Source organism: Enterobacter sp. KB-280D8, assembly GCF_041399405.1.
GTDB lineage: Bacteria > Pseudomonadota > Gammaproteobacteria > Enterobacterales > Enterobacteriaceae > Enterobacter > Enterobacter cloacae_N.
Genome location: NZ_JBGKEC010000004.1, coordinates 476,934 through 495,534, shown reverse-complemented (window position 1 = coordinate 495,534; position 18,601 = coordinate 476,934). Strand labels below are relative to the sequence as shown.

Here is an 18,601-nt window from a genome sequence, read left to right as displayed (position 1 = left end):
GATGCCAAAAATGCCGGGAGACGGCTTCGCCTTACCCGGCCAGGAACCGTAGGACCGGTAAAAACAGTACCATCCGGCAATGCAGACCGCACGATCCCACGGCAAAGAGAAGCAAGAATATAAAGAAGGGATTTATAAACGCAGAAAAGCAAAAACCCAGCCATAGGCTGGGTTCTTTAAATAGTGGTGCCCGGACTCGGAATCGAACCAAGGACACGGGGATTTTCAATCCCCTGCTCTACCGACTGAGCTATCCGGGCAACGGAGCGCATTAAACCGCAATCGCGCCTTATCGTCAACATTATTTCAGGAAAAGCTGTTCAACTGCTTAAGTTTGCGGCAATCTGTTCGTTTTCGCCGTGAAAATGCACAAATCTTCCAGACAATACCAGCCTGTGAGGCAATGCTGATAACAACAGGAGGGCAGTATGGCAAAAGACTGGCTTGAGCTCCGTCAGCATGCGGATACCGGTATTGAAACGATTAAAGCGCACTTCGAAGGCCATGCCTTCGATCCCCACTGGCACGATAGCTATCTGGTGGGGATTACCCTTTCAGGCACCCAGCAGTTCCACTGTCGTCGCGAACGTCACCGCAGCCATCCGGGTGATGCGTTCTTACTGGAGCCGGGTGAAATTCACGACGGCGACGCGCCTGTGGAAGGGGGCTTTACCTATCTGACCTTCTATCTTGACGAGCAATGGCTGACGCGCACCCTCCGGGGATTATATGAAGCCACGCCGGACCGCTACTCGCTTCACTTTGCTCAAACGCTAACGCGAGAACCTCAGCTGGTCCGTTCTATCGGCGAGACGTTTAACGCGCTGCATAGCGATGAGATGAAAATTGTGCAGCAAAGCACAATGGATAAGCTGCTCTCTCAGATCACCTCCCATTGCCACTGGCGTAAGAAACTCCCGTCGCAGCTACAGAGCGCTGCCGTGGCGCACCGCGCACGTGACTATCTTTATGCGCATATCGGCGAGAACGTGGGGCTGTCAGACCTTGCGCGCGAGACGGGCACGGATCGCTTTACGCTGACGCGCTGTTTTAAGCGTGAGTTCAACCTGGCGCCGCACGCCTGGCTTATTCAGCTGCGTCTGGCAAAGGCGCGACAGCTGCTGGCGCACGGCGAGCAGCCTGTTAATGTCGCTACAGCGCTCGGCTTTGCAGACCAGAGCCATCTGGGACGCTGGTTCCAGCGCGCATACCGCATTTCCCCCGCCCACTACCGCCGGTTGTGCACAAACCTTCCAGACGTTTCCAGAAAATAACGGCACAGTGATGGCTCTAAGAAAAAAGGAGCCCCCTGTGAGCCTGATGCCTTATCTGCTGTTTGCCTTTGTCGCGTCGATAACGCCCGGTCCGACGAATATTCTTGTTCTCACCAACAGCCAGCACTTTGGCGTGAAAAATACCGTTGCCATTTTGGGGGGATGTATTACGGCGAGTCTGATTGTGCTGGTATCGGGTGCCGGCGCCGGGGAGGTGTTGCGCCAGTTTCCTCTGATACGCCAGGCAATGAGCTGGGCAGGCGTACTGTGGCTCACCTGGATGAGCTGGCAGCTGTATCGCGCACCTGCGGCGAATATTGCTGAGAAGGCGCCTCATCGTTTCACGGCGCAAGCCGCAGCGCTGCTGCAGCTGGTGAATCCGAAAACGTGGATGATGGCGCTGGCGGTAGTGAGTCTTTTTGCCCCCGTGAGCATTCACCCGTTAAGAGATATTGCGCTGATGGCGCTATGGTTCTTACTGATTTCTGTGATGTGTTTGATGTGCTGGGCGTGGCTGGGGAAGGCGGTAAGCCGGGTGTTTCGCACCACCGTGGCGATGGTGCGGTTTCAGCGCCTGATGGCGCTATGTCTTCTCATCTCTGCCTGGGCGGGCATGCTGGTCTAGGTCAACGCCCCACCCATACGACACTGGGCAAAGCGCAGAATGTCTTCCGCCAGACGGTGCGCCGTATCCACATCTGCCTGGCTACGGTTCACCAGCATGCGGCTCAAACAGCCCTCCAGTACGAGCTCCATCTGCTTAGCGACCATTGCCGGGTCATCCACTTCAAGCGTTGTCAGCAGTTCATGGGTGAAGTCATGCGCCGCACGTTTTTGCTGATCCGCCAGCTGGTGTATTGGATGGCCAGGATCGGGGTAAAACGTACAGGCAGCAATAAACAGGCAGCCCGGATAACGATTGTTGCTGACGCATTCTGTCAGGGCGGTGTAGCGTGCCAGCAGCTTTTGCTCAGCCGTCAGCTCTTCATTTAACATTAGCTGCCTGCGCCAGATATCCACCTGCTGGCTAAGATAGCGTAGGGCATCATAAAGCAGCGCCTCTTTATCCGGCCAGAAGCGCTTTAGCTCATCCAGAGGGTAATCGATACGGTCGGCTACCATCTCAAGCGTGGTGCTGGCGATCCCTTGAATATCAAGTAGTTGCAGGGCTTGTCCCAGTACGTCTTCGCGTTGCACGGTTGTCTCCTCCGCTATTCCCAACGGTATGTCCCGTCTAAAGTGTTGTTTACGGTTGGCGATTGCGCAAATGCGCGCTGAATGCCGTTGCATCCATAAACCCGGTTACACGCTGTTCTGGCTGCTCTTCCCCTTGTTCATTAAAGAACAGAATGGTCGGCAGCCCGAGCACGGTAAGGTGTTTAAGCAGGGCCTTATCCTGCGCATTGTTGGCCGTGACGTTTGCCTGGAACAACACCGTATCTTTCAGGGCGTTTTGCACCTGAGGATCGCTAAAGGTGTATTTTTCAAACTCTTTGCAGGCGACACACCAGTCGGCATAGAGATCGAGCATCACCGGTTTGCCTTTTGCCTGCGCCAGCGCGCTGTTGAGCTCATCGACGTTCTTAACGTGTATAAAGTTTAAATGTGCCTGCGTCTGGCCCACCGGCGAGCCGAACGCCCAGTCCTGAAGCGGACGCACACTCACCAACGCGGCGGCGAGCAGGAGAATTTGCACCAGACGCATCCACGCTTTTTTGGCCCCCAGGCTGACGATAAACGCCCATGAGAAGAACGCCACGCCGAGCATGGCCCACAGGCGCAGACCCCACGTGTCACCAATAATACGCTCCAGCAGGAACACCGGGAGCGCCAGAATGACAAAGCCAAACGCGGTTTTCACCGTCTCCATCCACGGGCCGCTCTTCGGCAGCAGGCGGTTGCCAAATACCGTCACCAGAATCAGCGGCAGGCCCATACCGAGCGCATAGAGATACAGCGTACCGCCGCCGAGCCACATGTTTCCGCTCTGGGCAATGTACAGCAGGATAGCGCTGAGCGGCGCGGTGGTGCAGGGGGAGCAAATCAACCCGGCGATGGCACCCATTGCGAATACGCCGCCCGCGGAGCCACCCTGCTGGCGATTGCTCATCAGCGTTAAGCGGGTTTGCAGCGAAGAGGGCAGCTGCAGCGTGAACAGGCCAAACATCGACAGCGCCAGCAGGATAAATACGACGGACAGGCCGATAAGCACGTAAGGGTGCTGGAGCGCCGCCTGGAACTGTAGCCCGGCCGCGGCGACCACGAGCCCGAGCGCCGTGTAGGTGAGCGCCATACCCTGCACGTAGATAAACGCCAGCAGCAGGGCGCGGGCGGTAGAAAGACGCTGTTTGCCGCCCAGCACAATCCCGGAGATAAGCGGATACATCGGCAGCACACACGGGGTAAAGGCAATGCCGATGCCAATCAGTAAGGCCCAAAGCGCTGAGAAAGGAAGGTCGGAAGCAGCTTCGCCTTCACCCCTCATCCTGGCCCTCTCCCCTGAGGGGAGAGGGGAGGCAGCCGCTTTAACTTCACTAAGCGGAACGACCTTCGTTTCTGGTGGGTAGCAGAAGCCCGCATCGGCACAGCCCTGATACGTCACCGTCAGCGTGGCGTCTTTATCTGCCTGGTTCACCGTAACGGGCACGCTCAGGCGCTGGCGATAGATTTCACTTTTACCGTAGAACTCGTCCTCGTGCCACTCGCCAGCGGGCATCTGCAACGCGCCGACGCTAGCCTTTGCAGGCGTGATGCTGACCTGCTTGCGGTAGAGATAGTAGCCCTCTTTCACCTGCCAGGTCAGATTGAGATCGTGCTGGTTCTGCTGAAAATCGAAAACAAACGCCTGGTCGGCAGGAATAAAGTTTGAACGGCCGGGTGCGTCAAACAACCCGGCAAATACTGACGTGCTGCACAGCAGCAGGATCAGCGTAAAGAAGCGTTGAGCCATGAGAGATAGTCGTTATCGCCGTGGACCACTGGCAGCACCAGCAGCTCCGGGGTTTGGTAAGGATGATGAGACTTGAGGCAGTCAAGGAGCGCCTGCTGATTCGCCAGATTGGTTTTAAGTAACATCTGGACTTCATACTCCTGCTCCAGCTTGCCTTCCCAGTAATAGAGGGAGGTCGCGCCGGGGAGCAGCGTTACGCAGGCTGCCAGTTTTTCGGCCAGCACTTTGGCGGCGAGATCCTGGGCAGAGGCTTCATCAGGGGCGGTACACAGTACAACAACAGCATCAGGCGTGTTCACAAGTCGACCTTCTCATCACGAAAGTCTTCACTATATCACGCAAGGCGATTGGTCATTAATGAAACGGGCCGCAGAGCGGCCCGATTTTAACTATTTTTACAACGGCTAACCGTTTACAGCACAATGCCGCCGATGATAAAGCCGAGGACGACGCAAAGCGTAATCGCCACCACTCCCGGGATCAGGAACGCGTGGTTAAACACGTACTTACCGATGCGGGTTGAGCCGGTATCGTCCATCTCAACCGCCGCCAGCAGGGTTGGGTAGGTTGGCAGAACGAACAGCGCAGAAACGGCGGCAAAAGAGGCAATCGCCGTCAGCGGTGTGACGCCTAACATCAGTGCAGCAGGCATCAACGCTTTGGTGGTGGCGGCCTGGGAGTAAAGCAGCGTCGCGGCAAAGAACAGTACCACTGCCAGCAGCCACGGGTAGTTGTGCAGCAGGTCACCCGCCACGGTCTGGATATCGCTAATATGCGCTTTCACGAAGGTGTCACCGAGCCACGCCACGCCCAGTACGCACACGCAGGCGCTCATGCCGGACTTGAAGGTACTGGCGTTCAGCACTTCGCTGGTGTCGATTTTACAGGTGATGCTAATCAGCGTCGCAATGGTCAGCATGAACACCACAATCGCTTCGTTACGTGGCAGCACCGGGTTCTGAATCAGCCCCACAGTGTCGCTGATGGCGGTCGCGTAGAACATCACGGCGACAATACCGATCAGGAACAGCAGCACGGAGCGTTTCGCGTGCGGCTTCAGCTCGAAGACCTGACTACCGCGCAGGCTCACTTCACCTTTTGCCAGACGCTCCTGGTAAACCGGATCGTCTTTCAGCTCGGCGCCGAGGAAGTTACACAGCACGGCGGTAATCATCACCGCAATCAGCGTAACCGGAATACAGATCGCCAGCAGCGTCAGGTAGCTCACGCCCATTGGCTCAAGGACACCCGCGAAGAAGACTACGGCGGCAGAGATTGGCGACGCGGTAATGGCAATCTGAGACGCCACTACAGCAATAGAGAGCGGACGAGACGGGCGAATACCCTGCTCTTTTGCCACTTCAGTAATCACCGGCAGCGTGGAAAATGCCGTGTGGCCGGTTCCCGCGAGAATGGTCATAAACCAGGTCACCAGCGGGGCAAGGAAGGTTATATATTTCGGATGGCGGCGCAGCATGCGCTCCGCCAGGCTAACCAGGTAGTCCATACCGCCTGCGACCTGCATGGCCGCAATAGCAGCAATAACCGCCATGATGATTTCAATAACGTCAAAAGGGATTGCGCCGGGTTTAATCTGAAAGATAAGGGTAAGCACGAGCACCCCGAGGCCGCCGGCAAAACCAATGCCGATACCCCCGAGCCGCGCGCCCAAATAAATCGCCAACAGGACGATGACGAGTTCTGCTCCAAACATAAAGACCTGCCTTGCTTATTAACAAGTTGATATTGAATTGTTGTATTTAGGTAACGCCTAAAAAGAAAAAAGGCACGTCACTTGTGACGTGCCTTTCGGAAGCCTAGCCTGAACTGTTACTGTTCGCTTTCATCGGTATATCGTTTCGCTTTATATGCCGGGTGCATCAGGTTCTGGGCCGAGAAGATATCGTCCAGCTCAGCTTCGGTCAACAGCCCGCGCTCCAGCACGACTTCACGAACGCTCTTACCGGTTTCGGCACAAATCTTACCAACGATGTCGCCGTTGTGGTGGCCGATGAACGGGTTGAGGTAAGTGACGATCCCGATGGAGTTGTAAACATAACCTTCACAGACTTCTTTATTCGCCGTGATGCCGTTAATGCATTTTTCCAGCAGGTTGTAGCAGGCGTTGGTCAGGATGTGAATAGATTCAAACATCGCCTGGCCAATTACCGGCTCCATCACGTTCAGCTGCAGCTGACCCGCTTCAGAGGCCATGGTCACGGTTGTATCGTTACCGATGACTTTGAAGCACACCTGGTTCACCACTTCTGGCACAACCGGGTTCACCTTGGCTGGCATGATGGACGAACCGGCCTGCAGTTCTGGCAGGTTGATTTCGTTCAGGCCAGCGCGCGGACCGGAAGAGAGCAGGCGCAGGTCATTACAGATTTTGGACAGTTTCACCGCCAAACGTTTCAGGGCGCTGTGTACCATCACGTAGGCACCGCAGTCGGAGGTGGCTTCAATCAGGTCTTCCGCAGGCACAACCGGCAGGTTAGACACTTCCGCCAGCTTCTGAACCGCCAGCTGCTGATAGCCATCCGGGGTGTTCAGACGCGTACCGATGGCGGTTGCGCCCAGGTTCACTTCCAGCAGCAGCTCGGAGGTGCGCAGCAGGTTTTTAGTTTCTTCGTTCAGCAGCACGTTAAACGCGTGGAACTCCTGGCCCAGCGTCATTGGCACCGCGTCCTGCAGCTGGGTGCGACCCATTTTCAGGATGTCCTGGAACTCAACCGCTTTACGCTGGAAGCCATCACCCAGTTGGTTGATAGCATCTACCAGTTTCACTACAGAGGCATACACCGCGATACGGAAGCCGGTAGGGTAGGCGTCGTTGGTGGACTGACATTTGTTAACGTGGTCGTTCGGGTTCAGGTACTGGTATTCACCTTTCTGGTGACCCATCAGCTCCAGGCCAATGTTTGCCAGTACTTCGTTCGTATTCATGTTGACGGAGGTACCCGCGCCGCCCTGATAGACGTCAACCGGGAACTGGTCCATACATTTGCCGTTGTTCAGCACTTCATCGCAGGCAGCGATAATCGCGTTTGCCGCGCTTTTAGGAATGGTTTGCAGCTCTTTGTTCGCTAGCGCTGCGGCTTTCTTCACCATCACCATGCCACGGACAAACTCAGGGATGTCGCTGATTTTGCTGTTGCTGATGTAGAAGTTTTCAATCGCTCTCAGAGTGTGAACACCATAGTAGGCATCCGCTGGAACTTCCCTGGTACCCAACAAGTCTTCTTCGATACGAATGTTGTTTAACATGTGAACCTTCTTTTCAAGCTGCCGATGGATTGTACTAAACACACAGTATTTATGTGGTTTTGAATATTTTCTGGCCGACGATTATTCCCTCAATCAGCCAGATGTTCGAGATCATATGCTGATGATAGCGAATTGCCGTAAGCTGGATCACTTATTATCGAGCCGATTCCATGATAATTATTAATCTGTGAAATGGGTCACCGCTTTAATATTTCCAAAAAAAATATCCGTGCAAACCGATTGAATTTTCGCTAACCGTCACCATCTCATACAAACGCGCGTCGCGAACACATTAAGACAGGGGCCCGACGGCACCTGCCCAACAGGAGATGCCAGTGCGCTGGATACCGTTTATTGCCTTCTTTCTCTATGTTTACATTGAGATTTCAATTTTTATCCAGGTTGCCCACGTGCTGGGCGTCCTGCTGACGCTGATTCTGGTGATTTTCACCTCGGTGATTGGTATGTCACTGGTGCGTAATCAGGGTTTCAAAAATTTCCTGATAATGCAGCAGAAGATGGCCGCAGGCGAAAGCCCGGCGGAAGAGATGATCAAAAGCGTGTCGCTGATTATTGCGGGCCTGCTGCTGATCCTGCCGGGGTTCTTCACCGACTTCCTCGGCCTGCTGTTGCTGTTGCCGCCGGTTCAGAAGCACCTGACCATGAAGCTGCTGCCGCATCTGCGCTTTAGCCGCATGCCGGGCGGCGGGTTCAGTACAGGGCCAGGCGATACTTTCGAAGGGGAGTATCAGCGTAAGGATGACCAGCGCGATCGTTTAGATCATAAAGACGATCGTTGATTTTTTTGGCCCGGTGACGCGTCGCTTACCGGGCCTGCAGATTTTACCGCTTCGGTAAAAACGCCCACAGCCCCGCCAGCATGACGATGGCGTACACACTCTTCCATCCCACCATCGCCAGCAGCAGCAGGCAAAGCACACCCCCGAAAACCGCCAGTGCCTTATAGCGCCCTTTCAGCAGACGACAACCCGCCAGCATGCACAGCAGGTAGATCATGATGAAAATGCCGTTGGCGTAGACGATCAGCGCATCAAGGTTGATGTCGAGAATATAAATGCACAGCGAGCTCAGCACACAGCAGCCCAGCACGGCATTCAGCGCATTAACCGGGAGTCGACGTTTAGACAAACGTGCAAGACGGCTCTCCGGTTTGTAGAGTGCCTGCGACCACACCAGACGGGCGAAGCTCTGGATATAAATATTGAGGCTGGCGAAGCAGGCGAGATAGCCAATCACGCAGGCCACCCATAGCGCCTTCACACCGAACAGTTCAACCACGATACCCGGTAGCGATGCGGCAGCGGCTTTATCTTCGCCGAACGCGTTGAAGTGCAGCACCAGCACGGTACAGGCCCAATATACGGTGCCCGCCAGCAGCAGGCCAATCATCAGGGCGCGGGGAAAATCACGCTCGGGCTGTTTAAACTCGGAGGCCAGGTGCGCGAACGCTTCAAGACCAACGAAACACCAGAACATGACGGATAACGCAGCGAAAAGCTGAGAATGGTCGATATCGTTTATCGCAGGGAAAGGGATATCCGCCACGGTAATGTCACCCGCAAACCAGATGGCGACGATCAGCGCGACGATCAACACGGCAACCAGCGTTTGCAGATTCGCGCTTGAACTGGCCCCGCGCGAGCCCACCCACCAGACAATCGCCAGCGTTCCCAGTTCAGCCAGCAGCAGCTGTTCGTCGTGCCAGCCAAACAGCGCCTGCCCAAAGCCGGTGGCGATATGCAGGGCTGCCGGAAGGCCAACGGGTATGACCGACAAGAACAGCCAGCCGGTCACGCGCTCCATACGCGGACCAAACGCCATGCCGACAAAATGCGCCACGCCGCCCGCGCTGGGGAAATGTCGTCCAAGGATGGCAAACACAATCGCCACCGGGAACACCAGCAGGATCAGCACCGGCCATGCCCAAAGGCTATTATTTCCGGCGACCAGCGCCGCCAGTGCCGGTACAGCAAACACGCCCGTCCCTAACAAGGAGGTTGAAAGCAGGCCAACGCCCTGCGCCAGCCCCAGCTCCTGCCTGAGTCCACTCATTTACCCTGTCCTGCCGCCATCAAAAGAGAGTGGATGGTAACACTTTCGCAAATTTTTTTTCGATTCCCCCTTGAAGGGATAAAAAGCTATCCCCATCTCTCAGGGCACTAGTCGGAAAACCGCATGCGGGCCGGCGTCATCCATAACTGATAATGACTTTCTCAAAGGAGAGCTATCAATGAGTATTCGTCCGTTACATGATCGTGTGATCGTCAAACGTAAAGAAGTTGAAACCAAGTCTGCTGGCGGCATCGTTCTGACCGGTTCTGCAGCAGCCAAATCAACGCGTGGCGAAATCATCGCTGTCGGTAAGGGCCGCATCCTGGAAAACGGAACTGTGCAGCCGCTGGACGTTAAAGTTGGTGACATCGTAATTTTCAACGATGGCTACGGCGTGAAATCCGAGAAGATCGACAATGAAGAAGTGTTGATCATGTCCGAGAGCGACATTCTGGCAATTGTTGAAGCGTAATTTACGCACGAGAATTTGAGGAAATAAGAACATGGCAGCTAAAGACGTAAAATTCGGTAACGACGCTCGTGTAAAAATGCTCCGCGGCGTAAACGTACTGGCAGATGCAGTTAAAGTGACCCTGGGCCCGAAAGGCCGTAACGTAGTGCTGGATAAATCCTTCGGCGCGCCAACCATCACTAAAGATGGTGTTTCTGTAGCACGTGAAATCGAGCTGGAAGACAAGTTCGAAAACATGGGCGCGCAGATGGTGAAAGAAGTTGCCTCCAAAGCGAACGACGCTGCGGGTGACGGTACCACCACCGCGACCGTTCTGGCGCAGGCAATCATCACCGAAGGTCTGAAAGCCGTTGCTGCGGGCATGAACCCAATGGATCTGAAACGTGGTATCGACAAAGCTGTCGCATCCGCTGTTGAAGAACTGAAAGCGCTGTCCGTACCTTGCTCTGACTCTAAAGCCATTGCACAGGTTGGTACCATCTCCGCTAACTCCGACGAAACCGTAGGTAAATTGATCGCTGAAGCGATGGATAAAGTCGGTAAAGAAGGCGTGATCACCGTAGAAGACGGTACCGGTCTGGAAGACGAACTGGACGTGGTTGAAGGTATGCAGTTCGACCGCGGTTACCTGTCCCCATACTTCATCAACAAGCCGGAAACTGGCGCTGTTGAGCTGGAAAGCCCGTTCATCCTGCTGGCTGACAAGAAAATCTCCAACATCCGCGAAATGCTGCCAGTGCTGGAAGCCGTTGCGAAAGCAGGCAAGCCGCTGGTTATCATCGCTGAAGATGTTGAAGGCGAAGCGCTGGCGACTCTGGTGGTTAACACCATGCGCGGCATCGTGAAGGTGGCTGCGGTTAAAGCACCTGGCTTCGGCGATCGCCGTAAAGCGATGCTGCAGGATATCGCTACCCTGACCGGCGGTACCGTGATCTCTGAAGAGATCGGTATGGAGCTGGAAAAAGCGACCCTGGAAGACCTGGGCCAGGCAAAACGCGTTGTGATCAACAAAGACACCACCACCATTATCGACGGTGTGGGTGAAGAAGCTGCTATTCAGGGCCGTGTTGGTCAGATCCGTAAGCAGATCGAAGAAGCCACTTCCGATTACGACCGTGAAAAACTGCAGGAGCGCGTAGCGAAACTGGCTGGCGGCGTTGCGGTAATCAAAGTCGGTGCGGCGACCGAAGTTGAAATGAAAGAGAAGAAAGCACGCGTTGACGATGCCCTGCACGCGACCCGTGCTGCGGTAGAAGAGGGCGTGGTTGCGGGTGGTGGTGTCGCGCTGGTGCGTGTAGCCGCTAAACTGGCTGGCCTGACCGCACAGAACGAAGATCAGAACGTGGGTATCAAAGTTGCGCTGCGCGCAATGGAAGCCCCTCTGCGTCAGATCGTGTCCAACGCCGGTGAAGAACCGTCTGTGGTTGCAAACAACGTGAAAGCGGGCGAAGGTAACTACGGTTACAACGCTGCAACTGAAGAATACGGCAACATGATCGACTTCGGTATCCTGGACCCAACTAAAGTGACCCGTTCTGCTCTGCAGTACGCGGCATCTGTAGCTGGCCTGATGATCACTACCGAGTGCATGGTGACCGACCTGCCAAAAGGCGACGCGCCTGACTTAGGTGCTGCTGGTATGGGCGGCATGGGTGGAATGGGCGGCATGATGTAATCATGTTGTTCTGAACCTCTCAGAACGAACCCCGGGCAGAAATGCCCGGGGTTTTTTATTGCCGCTACTCAAATGTTCCTTTCACGCACGCTACGCCTTCGCGCACCATCTGGCGGCCTTTCGCCCAGACCTCGCGGATCTTCAGGTCATCCGTCAGCACCAGGAAATCGGCATCGCATCCTGGCGCGATCCGCCCCTTATGCTCCAGCCCGAGAAACTCCGCCACGTTACGCGTAAACGGCAGAAGCGCCTCCTCCAGCGGCAGGTGATACCGGCTGACCAGCTGCTGTAGGGTTTCGGGCAGGGACTCGAAGCCCGCTACGCCAATGCCCACCAGATTGCCGTTTGCATCAAAAATCGGCTGGCTGCCGTTACCGTCCGAGCTGAGCGTAAGCCGGTTAAACGGCACCTGCGCTTCACGGGCCGTCACGATGGCGGTGGCGGCATCAAGGGGCTCTCGGATGCTGGTGGTAATGTCGATATAACCCCCTTCGCGGGCATAGTTCAGCGCGGCGAGGAACAGCGTCTGGTCGCGGTTAACGTGGGTTGGCAGCAGCTTCGTGCGAGGAACGTCGGCGTTATCGAGCATGTTATACAGCGGCTCCAGCAGCTTCGGGCTGTTGCCGAGGTGAAACACGGATATGCCGGCTTTGGCACCCAGCAGTCCGCCGACGCGCGACTGGGCGGCCATATTCGCGAGCTGGTCATCCGTCGGTGCGGAGGAGCGATGGTCGGAAATCGCGCATTTCACGCCGATGATTTTATCAATCAGTGCCACATCCTTTTCGACACTGCCGGTAATCGTCGGAGAAGGCAGCCCGTACGCGCCTGTCAGCATCCACGCGCTGATCCCTTCGTGCTCAAGCGCCCGCGTTTTTGCCAGCAGAGATTCGGGATGGCGGGTTACGCCGTCGGTACCCAGCAGTCCAACAACGGAGGTGATGCCCGCCGCCACAAGCGCGGATAACCGCACCTCCGGCGTCCGGGTGTGCGGGCCAGCTTCACCGCCGCCGCCGATCAGGTGCACGTGCTGATCGATAAAGCCCGGGCAAACCACCGCCCCGGCGAGATCGCTTTCAGGACAGTTAAGCTGTGTTGTTGCGCGATCCGTTTTTTCAATCGCGACGATTTTTCCCCCGGCGATCAGCAGATCGCAACGTCCCCGATCCTCCGGCGCGTAAAGGTGCACATTGCGGAAAAGATGGGGTTCCAGCACTGAAAAATCCATTTTTATCTCCTCAGAAGAGTAGCTGCATTACCCACATTGAGAGTAGGGCGTTAATGACGCAGACAGTAATGATGTGCGGGTAATATTTGGGGTTCACCCCTGCGGTACCCAGGCAGCGGCCCGTGTTTTGTACCGGATTGCCCATCAGATAGATGGCGGGAAGCAGGACGGTGGCATCGTGGCCGTTGAGCGTGCCGGCAGCCACCAGGCTGGCGCAGACCCCCACGCCGCCGCCCATACTCATCACTGAGGCCAGAAGGACCGTTGCCGCCGCGCCCGGAAGCCCCCACAGCGCCATGATCGGCTCGCAAATATTGCCAACAATATCCAGCAGGCCGGTCACCTTGAGCGCCTGAATGATGACAAACGCCATAACCACGTTAGGCAGCAGGCTGGTGGTGGCGATGGTAAAGCCTCGGCGGGCGCCATCAATAAACATGTCCATGATATTTTTACGCGGCTGGGCGATCATTTTTTTCCTCCTGAATACAACGATCTTCCATGTGGGCGATCCACAGGCGCAGGAAGTTCGCGCCAACAAATTTAAACACCAGTATGACGGCAAGCGGCGTAATCACCGGGACGGTAATGAAGGTAAAAAGTGCGGCACCGGAAGAAAAATAGTTGGTAATGATGGCGCTACCGCTGGTCTGGAAGGTGGCGAAAATGGCGCGCTCGCGATCGGTAATTGCCCCTTCGTCGGTCAACTCTTTGGTCATCCCTGCTGCGGCATCGGTATTTTGCAGGTTGGCGATGAGGGCCAGAGAGCAGATGCCCGGTACGCCAAGCAGCGGGCGCAAAATGGGCGTCATTAGCTGTTGTGCGGCACGCAGCCCACCCAGCCCCTCGGTGACGGCAATGATCCCGAGCGACAAAATGACCGAAGGCGCCAGTTCAAGGGCAAATAAGAAACCGTCTTTCGCCCCCGTACCGCCCTCGCCGCGAAATGTTAGTGCGCCGTTCACCGGACCAAAGCTGCCGTTTAAGACAGTAAAATCCAGCACGCGCCACCATTCGGTACTTTTGGCGAAAAAGCCTGAGAAAAATACGATGGTGAGCACAAACGCCAGATAGCCCACCCATGTTACCTTTTCCTCTCCTGAGGATGATGCACTCATGAAACCCCCTGTTTTAATCGCGTACAAAAGTTGTACGTCGCAACACTAAAAACGATCGGGGGCTAAAACACGATATCCCAAAGGGCATTATCAGAATTCATTTATGATATCGGAGGAATAGCGTACGGAATCTGGCTCGCAGAAATGCGCGGGGATTTTTCTTTTAGTCATCTTTTAGGTATAAGATTTACACACGGACAATTACTGTCCAGCTTATTGAAAACGAGGAATAACATGCGCGTAAAAGTCTGTGCAGGGATCGTAGGAGCAGCATTGCTGCTGGCGGGTTGTAGCTCCAGCAATGAACTGTCGGCAGCGGGCCAGGGCGTTCGCTTTGTGGAAGATAAGCCAGGCAGCGAATGCCAGCTGTTAGGTACGGCCACCGGTGAACAAAGTAACTGGATGTCGGGTCAGCACGGTGAAGAAGGCGGCTCTATGCGCGGCGCGGCGAATGCCCTGCGTAACCAGGCTGCAGCTATGGGGGGGAACGTGATTTACGGCGTGAGCAGCCCGACGCAAGGAATGCTTTCCAGCTTCGTGCCGACGGCCAGCCAGATGAGCGGCCAGGTTTATAAGTGCCCGAACTGAGTTTACTTGCTGATGGCGCTGCGCCCCACCTCGTAGGGCAGGTAAGCGTAGCGCCAACTGCCTTTTAGCGCTGCCGCAGTTGCAAATCCAGCGGCGTCTTACTCGGCTCTCCGCCAATCTCGCGTGCCAGTTTCGGCACCATGTACCCTGAAACCAGCGTTAACAGCTCGCGCATAATCTGTCGGGCTTCCTCATCCGTCACCATGAAGTGTGCCGCACCCTGCACGCGATCCAGTACGTGCAGGTAATAGGGCATCACGCCTGCGTCAAACAAGGCGTTGCTGAGATCGGCCAGTGCGCGGGCATTATCGTTCACGCCGCGCAGGAGGACGCTTTGGTTGAGCAGAGTGACGCCCGCCTTACGCAGACGCGCCATCGCCGCGCGAAATTCATCGTCGATTTCGTTCGCGTGGTTGATATGGTTTACCAGCAGCACCTGCAGACGGGACTGCTCCAGGCGCGCAACCAGGCCGTCAGTGATACGTGCCGGAATGACAATCGGTAAACGGCTGTGAATGCGCAGACGTTTGATGTGCGGGATGGCTTCAAGCTGCGTCAAAAGCCAGTCCAGCTCATGATCTTTTGCCATCAGCGGGTCACCGCCGGAAAAAATAATCTCATCCAGCTCTGGATGGGCGGCGATATAGTCCAGCGCAACCTGCCAGTTACGCTTATTTCCCTGGTTTTCGGCGTACGGGAAGTGCCGACGGAAGCAATAACGACAATTAACCGCGCAGCCGCCTTTTACCAGCAGCAGGGCGCGATTGAGATATTTGTGCAGTAAACCCGGCACCACGCTGTTCTGCTCTTCCAGCGGATCGGTGCTGTATCCCGGCGCTGTAATAAACTCATCCTGTGACGTAAGCGTTTGTTTTAATAAAGGATCGTCTGGATTGCCTTTTTCCATGCGCGCAACAAACGCGCGGGGAACGCGCAGGGCGAAAAGTCGCTTTGCCTCGCGGCCTGCAAGCAACTCCGGGTGCTGATCGAGGTCTAAAAGACGCAGCAATTCATCAGGACTGGTGATTACATCGGCAAGTTGCGATAACCAATCTTCTCTGGACGGGGTGTTTAGGGTTACAATATGCGCCATTTTGTGGCTTAGCTACCAGTTAACAAATTTAGAGGGCCTTATGGCAACGTACTATAGCAACGATTTTCGTGCTGGTCTTAAAATCATGATGGACGGCGAACCGTACGCGGTTGAAGCCAGCGAATTCGTTAAACCAGGTAAAGGCCAGGCATTCGCACGCGTTAAGCTGCGCCGCCTGCTGACCGGTACCCGTGTTGAGAAAACCTTCAAATCTACTGACTCTGCTGAAGGCGCTGATGTTGTCGATATGAACCTGACTTACCTGTACAACGACGGTGAGTTCTGGCACTTCATGAACAACGAAACGTTCGAGCAGCTGTCTGCTGACGCGAAAGCAATTGGCGATAACGCGAAGTGGTTGCTGGATCAGGCTGAGTGCATCGTGACCCTGTGGAACGGCCAGCCTATCGCTGTTACCCCACCAAACTTTGTTGAGCTGGAAATCGTTGAAACCGATCCAGGTCTGAAAGGTGATACCGCGGGTACTGGCGGCAAGCCAGCAACGCTCTCCACTGGCGCTGTGGTGAAAGTGCCACTGTTCGTTCAGATCGGTGAAGTGATCAAAGTGGATACTCGCTCCGGCGAATACGTATCCCGCGTGAAGTAATTTACGTCATGATTCGAGGCGCAGCGCCCGCTGCGCCTGATTTTTGCAGGCAGGGATGATGAAACGTACCGTTAAAATTCTGCTTCTGTTAGCGCTCTCCAGCGTACTGCTTTCCGGCTGTAACACCGCGCGTGGCATGGGGGAAGATATCCAGGACCTTGGACATATCATTTCCCACGCAGCCAGCTAGGCTCGTCTAATTTTCCTAAAAATGCTTCCTTTTCCGTCAACCGACGGGATCTTGTCTATTCTTAAGTTGCTATACACAAAACAACTTTGGCTATAAAAGGAAGATATTATGGTTAAGAAGACAATTGCAGCGATCTTTTCAGTCCTGGTGCTTTCTTCAGTGTTAACGGCCTGTAATACCACGCGCGGCGTCGGTCAGGATATTTCTGAAGGCGGTAGCGCGATCTCTGGTGCGGCAACGAAAGCTCAGCAGTAATGAACACACGGTACGGGACCGAATGGGTTTCGTACCGTCAGCTTTCTGACTCCTGCAAGGATAAAAAGGGTGAAAAGCGCGTATCCATATGCAGTTTCATGCGGATATTTCGTTTATAGGTATAAACCGTTTTGCCATTGATACTCAGGTGAGCAGCAATTTTTTGATTGCTCGCGCCGTCCATCCACAATGTCAGCACTTTCTCTTCCTGTCGGGTTAGCAAGGGAGCGGCCACAGTAGGTCTGTGCGTGCTTGCGCCCGAGATTAACGCGTCATTAATAACCGCCGCGAGTTCCTCAAGACGGGCATTTTTCATCAGCGAAGACCAGACCGGGAAGTTCTCCAGCCAGGCCGTCATGTCCCTGTCCTCTCCTGATTGCAGCATAATAAAGGGTAATTTTTCGCTGGCGTTCAGCAAGGACGAGAATTGCTGAAAATGGTGAATATCCTGGCGGAAACCATGCAGGTCAGCGATAACCAGCGCGGGTTTCCATTGCAGAATGTGTTCTCTGGCAAGGAAGAGATTGTTCAGCCCGGTCACAACGTAGTGCCCCGGGAACAAACCGGAATGATTGAGCCATGCTTCGAACCCGGTACGGGTGAAGTGACAACGGTCAATCAAAAGAATTTTGAACATATTTTATTCGCAATCGGCTAGTGGTTTGGCTTCCTGCCATCAGAAAGCACATCATCATAGAGAAGTCCGATGAGTAATAAATGCCTGAACTCCGCGCCTTACTGCGGCTATTTCTGGGCTTAACGCGATCAGCAGAAATTGATTGAAAAAAAATCGCACACTAACCAAAATATGGGGTGTTATCTGCCTTGCGGGACGACCCGTAAGCGCTTCCTTCATCGGGGACGGCCCCAACTTTTTAAGTTAAGGAGCCTGATATGTCCTGGATTATTCTTTTGATTGCTGGCCTGCTCGAAGTGGTGTGGGCGATTGGTCTCAAGTACACGCACGGATTTACCCGCCTGACGCCCAGCGTCATTACCGTTACTGCGATGATCGTGAGTATTGTTCTGCTCTCGTGGGCGATGCGTTCCCTGCCGGTGGGAACGGCCTACGCCGTCTGGACGGGGATCGGTGCCGTAGGCGCGGCGATTACCGGCATTTTGCTGCTGGGTGAGTCAGCGAGCCTGGCGCGCATTGCCAGCCTCGCTCTGATTGTGGCCGGTATCATTGGACTGAAGCTCAGCACCCATTAATGGGGCTGTTTTACCCAGATGAGTTTCGATACATCAAACCCCTGCCGGGTCGCGACATCCAGCATCTGCTGTTTCATTTCTGACGAAATAGTTGGCGTGCGGGAAAGTATCCACAGATAGTCGCGATCCGGCCCGCAGACCAGCGCGTGACGGTACTCTCTGTCGAGCGCTATTACGTTATAGCCGCCATAAAACGGGCCGAAGAAAGAGACTTTGAGCGCGGCCCGTCGCGGGTCGCCAGTGAAGTAGGCTTTCCCAACCGACTGCTGCCACATCTCTCGATCGGGATTATAACCCCGGTTGATCACCTGAATACCGCCATCATCCATCAGGCTGTAATGTGCCGTGACCTTCTCCAGGCCTTGCTCAAACCGGTGATCGAGGCGTGCGATTTCGTACCATGTTCCGAGGAAGCGTTGTGCATCAAAAGGCGTGACGACGGTAACGCCAGGCGGTGGAGTAGGGGAACTGCAGGCAACAACCAAAAACGCGGCCGTCACCGCGGCGATAACAGGCAGAATGCGCATAGGAGTTTCCTTACTGTTTTTTGTTAAGTGTAGATGACAGCAGGAAAAAAGCGGAGCAATGTGCGGGATGTT

22 protein-coding genes and 1 tRNA gene are annotated in these 18,601 nt (G+C 55.0%); 10 read left to right on the top strand and 13 right to left on the bottom strand.

Going from position 1 to position 18,601, the window contains the following annotated elements:
* Positions 1 to 184: 184 nt before the first annotated feature.
* Positions 185 to 260: transfer RNA gene (locus AB8818_RS15325), tRNA-Phe, on the bottom strand.
* 168 nt (positions 261 to 428) lie between these two features.
* Between AB8818_RS15325 and AB8818_RS15320 the strand changes: the two genes are divergently transcribed.
* Together AB8818_RS15320 and AB8818_RS15315 are read left to right on the top strand one after the other, a co-directional pair.
* On the top strand, positions 429 to 1,274 hold the full coding sequence (locus tag AB8818_RS15320; protein WP_116344027.1) for an AraC family transcriptional regulator: 846 nt from the start codon (positions 429 to 431) through the stop codon (positions 1,272 to 1,274).
* 37 nt (positions 1,275 to 1,311) lie between these two features.
* Entirely contained in the window at positions 1,312 to 1,899 is a 588-nt protein-coding gene (locus AB8818_RS15315; RefSeq protein WP_371199923.1) for a LysE family translocator, read from the top strand.
* Here AB8818_RS15315 and AB8818_RS15310 read toward each other — a convergent pair.
* The 5 genes from AB8818_RS15310 to aspA all read right to left on the bottom strand — a co-directional run bounded on the left by AB8818_RS15310 (position 1,896) and on the right by aspA (position 7,491).
* The gene (locus AB8818_RS15310; RefSeq protein ID WP_192984687.1) at positions 1,896 to 2,471 is read right to left on the bottom strand and encodes a transcriptional regulator; all 576 of its coding nucleotides are present in this window, start codon (positions 2,469 to 2,471) and stop codon (positions 1,896 to 1,898) included. The genes AB8818_RS15315 and AB8818_RS15310 overlap by 4 nt on opposite strands.
* A 49-nt stretch (positions 2,472 to 2,520) precedes the next feature.
* The gene (locus AB8818_RS15305; protein ID WP_116344025.1) at positions 2,521 to 4,224 is read right to left on the bottom strand and encodes a protein-disulfide reductase DsbD; all 1,704 of its coding nucleotides are present in this window, start codon (positions 4,222 to 4,224) and stop codon (positions 2,521 to 2,523) included.
* Positions 4,200 to 4,523, bottom strand: a complete 324-nt coding sequence (gene cutA / locus AB8818_RS15300) for a divalent cation tolerance protein CutA (protein WP_014168278.1) — start codon at positions 4,521 to 4,523, stop codon at positions 4,200 to 4,202. Before cutA ends, AB8818_RS15305 begins: the two co-directional genes overlap by 25 nt.
* A 113-nt stretch (positions 4,524 to 4,636) precedes the next feature.
* On the bottom strand, positions 4,637 to 5,938 hold the full coding sequence (locus tag AB8818_RS15295; RefSeq protein WP_116344024.1) for an anaerobic C4-dicarboxylate transporter: 1,302 nt from the start codon (positions 5,936 to 5,938) through the stop codon (positions 4,637 to 4,639).
* 116 nt (positions 5,939 to 6,054) lie between these two features.
* Positions 6,055 to 7,491, bottom strand: coding sequence for an aspartate ammonia-lyase (aspA, locus tag AB8818_RS15290; protein ID WP_003855923.1), 1,437 nt, complete (start codon positions 7,489 to 7,491; stop codon positions 6,055 to 6,057).
* Between the two features lie 335 nt (positions 7,492 to 7,826).
* Here aspA and AB8818_RS15285 point away from each other — a divergent pair, with 335 nt between their 5' ends.
* Complete coding sequence (locus AB8818_RS15285; RefSeq protein ID WP_192984689.1) at positions 7,827 to 8,291, top strand: FxsA family protein; 465 nt, start codon at positions 7,827 to 7,829, stop codon at positions 8,289 to 8,291.
* Positions 8,292 to 8,334: 43 nt separating this feature from the next.
* Here AB8818_RS15285 and yjeH read toward each other — a convergent pair whose 3' ends face one another.
* Positions 8,335 to 9,564, bottom strand: a complete 1,230-nt coding sequence (yjeH, locus tag AB8818_RS15280) for an L-methionine/branched-chain amino acid transporter (protein WP_116344022.1) — start codon at positions 9,562 to 9,564, stop codon at positions 8,335 to 8,337.
* Positions 9,565 to 9,742: 178 nt separating this feature from the next.
* Between yjeH and AB8818_RS15275 the strand changes: the two genes are divergently transcribed.
* On the top strand, positions 9,743 to 10,036 hold the full coding sequence (locus AB8818_RS15275) for a co-chaperone GroES (protein ID WP_003855929.1): 294 nt from the start codon (positions 9,743 to 9,745) through the stop codon (positions 10,034 to 10,036).
* 31 nt (positions 10,037 to 10,067) lie between these two features.
* Positions 10,068 to 11,711 carry a chaperonin GroEL gene (gene groL / locus AB8818_RS15270; RefSeq protein WP_023310114.1) on the top strand — a complete coding sequence of 548 codons (1,644 nt, stop codon included), beginning with the start codon at positions 10,068 to 10,070 and terminating at the stop codon, positions 11,709 to 11,711.
* Positions 11,712 to 11,775: 64 nt separating this feature from the next.
* On the opposite strand, the gene iadA is transcribed toward groL, so the two are convergent.
* From iadA to AB8818_RS15255, 3 genes are read right to left on the bottom strand one after another with little or no spacing between them, the layout of a single operon-like run.
* Positions 11,776 to 12,939: a beta-aspartyl-peptidase gene (gene iadA, locus AB8818_RS15265; RefSeq protein WP_192984691.1), complete on the bottom strand. Its 1,164-nt coding sequence runs from the start codon at positions 12,937 to 12,939 to the stop codon at positions 11,776 to 11,778.
* A gap of 10 nt (positions 12,940 to 12,949) precedes the next feature.
* Positions 12,950 to 13,411 (bottom strand): YjiG family protein, encoded by a 462-nt coding sequence (locus AB8818_RS15260; RefSeq protein WP_028015231.1) that lies wholly within the window; start codon positions 13,409 to 13,411, stop codon positions 12,950 to 12,952.
* Positions 13,392 to 14,057, bottom strand: a complete 666-nt coding sequence (locus tag AB8818_RS15255; RefSeq protein ID WP_116344020.1) for a nucleoside recognition domain-containing protein — start codon at positions 14,055 to 14,057, stop codon at positions 13,392 to 13,394. Before AB8818_RS15255 ends, AB8818_RS15260 begins: the two co-directional genes overlap by 20 nt.
* 234 nt (positions 14,058 to 14,291) lie before the next feature.
* On the opposite strand from AB8818_RS15255, the gene AB8818_RS15250 reads away from it, so the two are divergent.
* Positions 14,292 to 14,645, top strand: a complete 354-nt coding sequence (locus AB8818_RS15250; RefSeq protein ID WP_014882205.1) for a DUF4156 domain-containing protein — start codon at positions 14,292 to 14,294, stop codon at positions 14,643 to 14,645.
* A 64-nt stretch (positions 14,646 to 14,709) separates the two neighbouring features.
* Here AB8818_RS15250 and epmB read toward each other — a convergent pair whose 3' ends face one another.
* Positions 14,710 to 15,738 carry an EF-P beta-lysylation protein EpmB gene (gene epmB, locus AB8818_RS15245; RefSeq protein ID WP_116344019.1) on the bottom strand — a complete coding sequence of 343 codons (1,029 nt, stop codon included), beginning with the start codon at positions 15,736 to 15,738 and terminating at the stop codon, positions 14,710 to 14,712.
* A 40-nt stretch (positions 15,739 to 15,778) separates the two neighbouring features.
* Between epmB and efp the strand changes: the two genes are divergently transcribed.
* The 3 genes from efp (at position 15,779) to ecnB (ending at position 16,790) form a co-directional block, all read left to right on the top strand.
* Positions 15,779 to 16,345, top strand: a complete 567-nt coding sequence (efp, locus tag AB8818_RS15240) for an elongation factor P (RefSeq protein ID WP_003855940.1) — start codon at positions 15,779 to 15,781, stop codon at positions 16,343 to 16,345.
* Between the two features lie 58 nt (positions 16,346 to 16,403).
* Positions 16,404 to 16,535, top strand: coding sequence for an entericidin A/B family lipoprotein (locus AB8818_RS15235; protein WP_028015234.1), 132 nt, complete (start codon positions 16,404 to 16,406; stop codon positions 16,533 to 16,535).
* A 108-nt stretch (positions 16,536 to 16,643) separates the two neighbouring features.
* Positions 16,644 to 16,790: a lipoprotein toxin entericidin B gene (ecnB, locus tag AB8818_RS15230; RefSeq protein WP_003025482.1), complete on the top strand. Its 147-nt coding sequence runs from the start codon at positions 16,644 to 16,646 to the stop codon at positions 16,788 to 16,790.
* Positions 16,791 to 16,827: 37 nt separating this feature from the next.
* On the opposite strand, the gene AB8818_RS15225 is transcribed toward ecnB, so the two are convergent.
* Positions 16,828 to 17,427, bottom strand: a complete 600-nt coding sequence (locus AB8818_RS15225; protein WP_116344018.1) for a LuxR C-terminal-related transcriptional regulator — start codon at positions 17,425 to 17,427, stop codon at positions 16,828 to 16,830.
* A 257-nt stretch (positions 17,428 to 17,684) separates the two neighbouring features.
* Here AB8818_RS15225 and sugE point away from each other — a divergent pair, with 257 nt between their 5' ends.
* Positions 17,685 to 18,002 (top strand): quaternary ammonium compound efflux SMR transporter SugE, encoded by a 318-nt coding sequence (gene sugE / locus AB8818_RS15220; protein WP_061099494.1) that lies wholly within the window; start codon positions 17,685 to 17,687, stop codon positions 18,000 to 18,002.
* On the opposite strand, the gene AB8818_RS15215 is transcribed toward sugE, so the two are convergent.
* Entirely contained in the window at positions 17,999 to 18,529 is a 531-nt protein-coding gene (locus tag AB8818_RS15215) for a lipocalin family protein (RefSeq protein ID WP_116344017.1), read from the bottom strand. The two genes, sugE and AB8818_RS15215, sit on opposite strands and share 4 nt — an antisense overlap.
* Between the last annotated feature and the right edge of the window lie 72 nt (positions 18,530 to 18,601).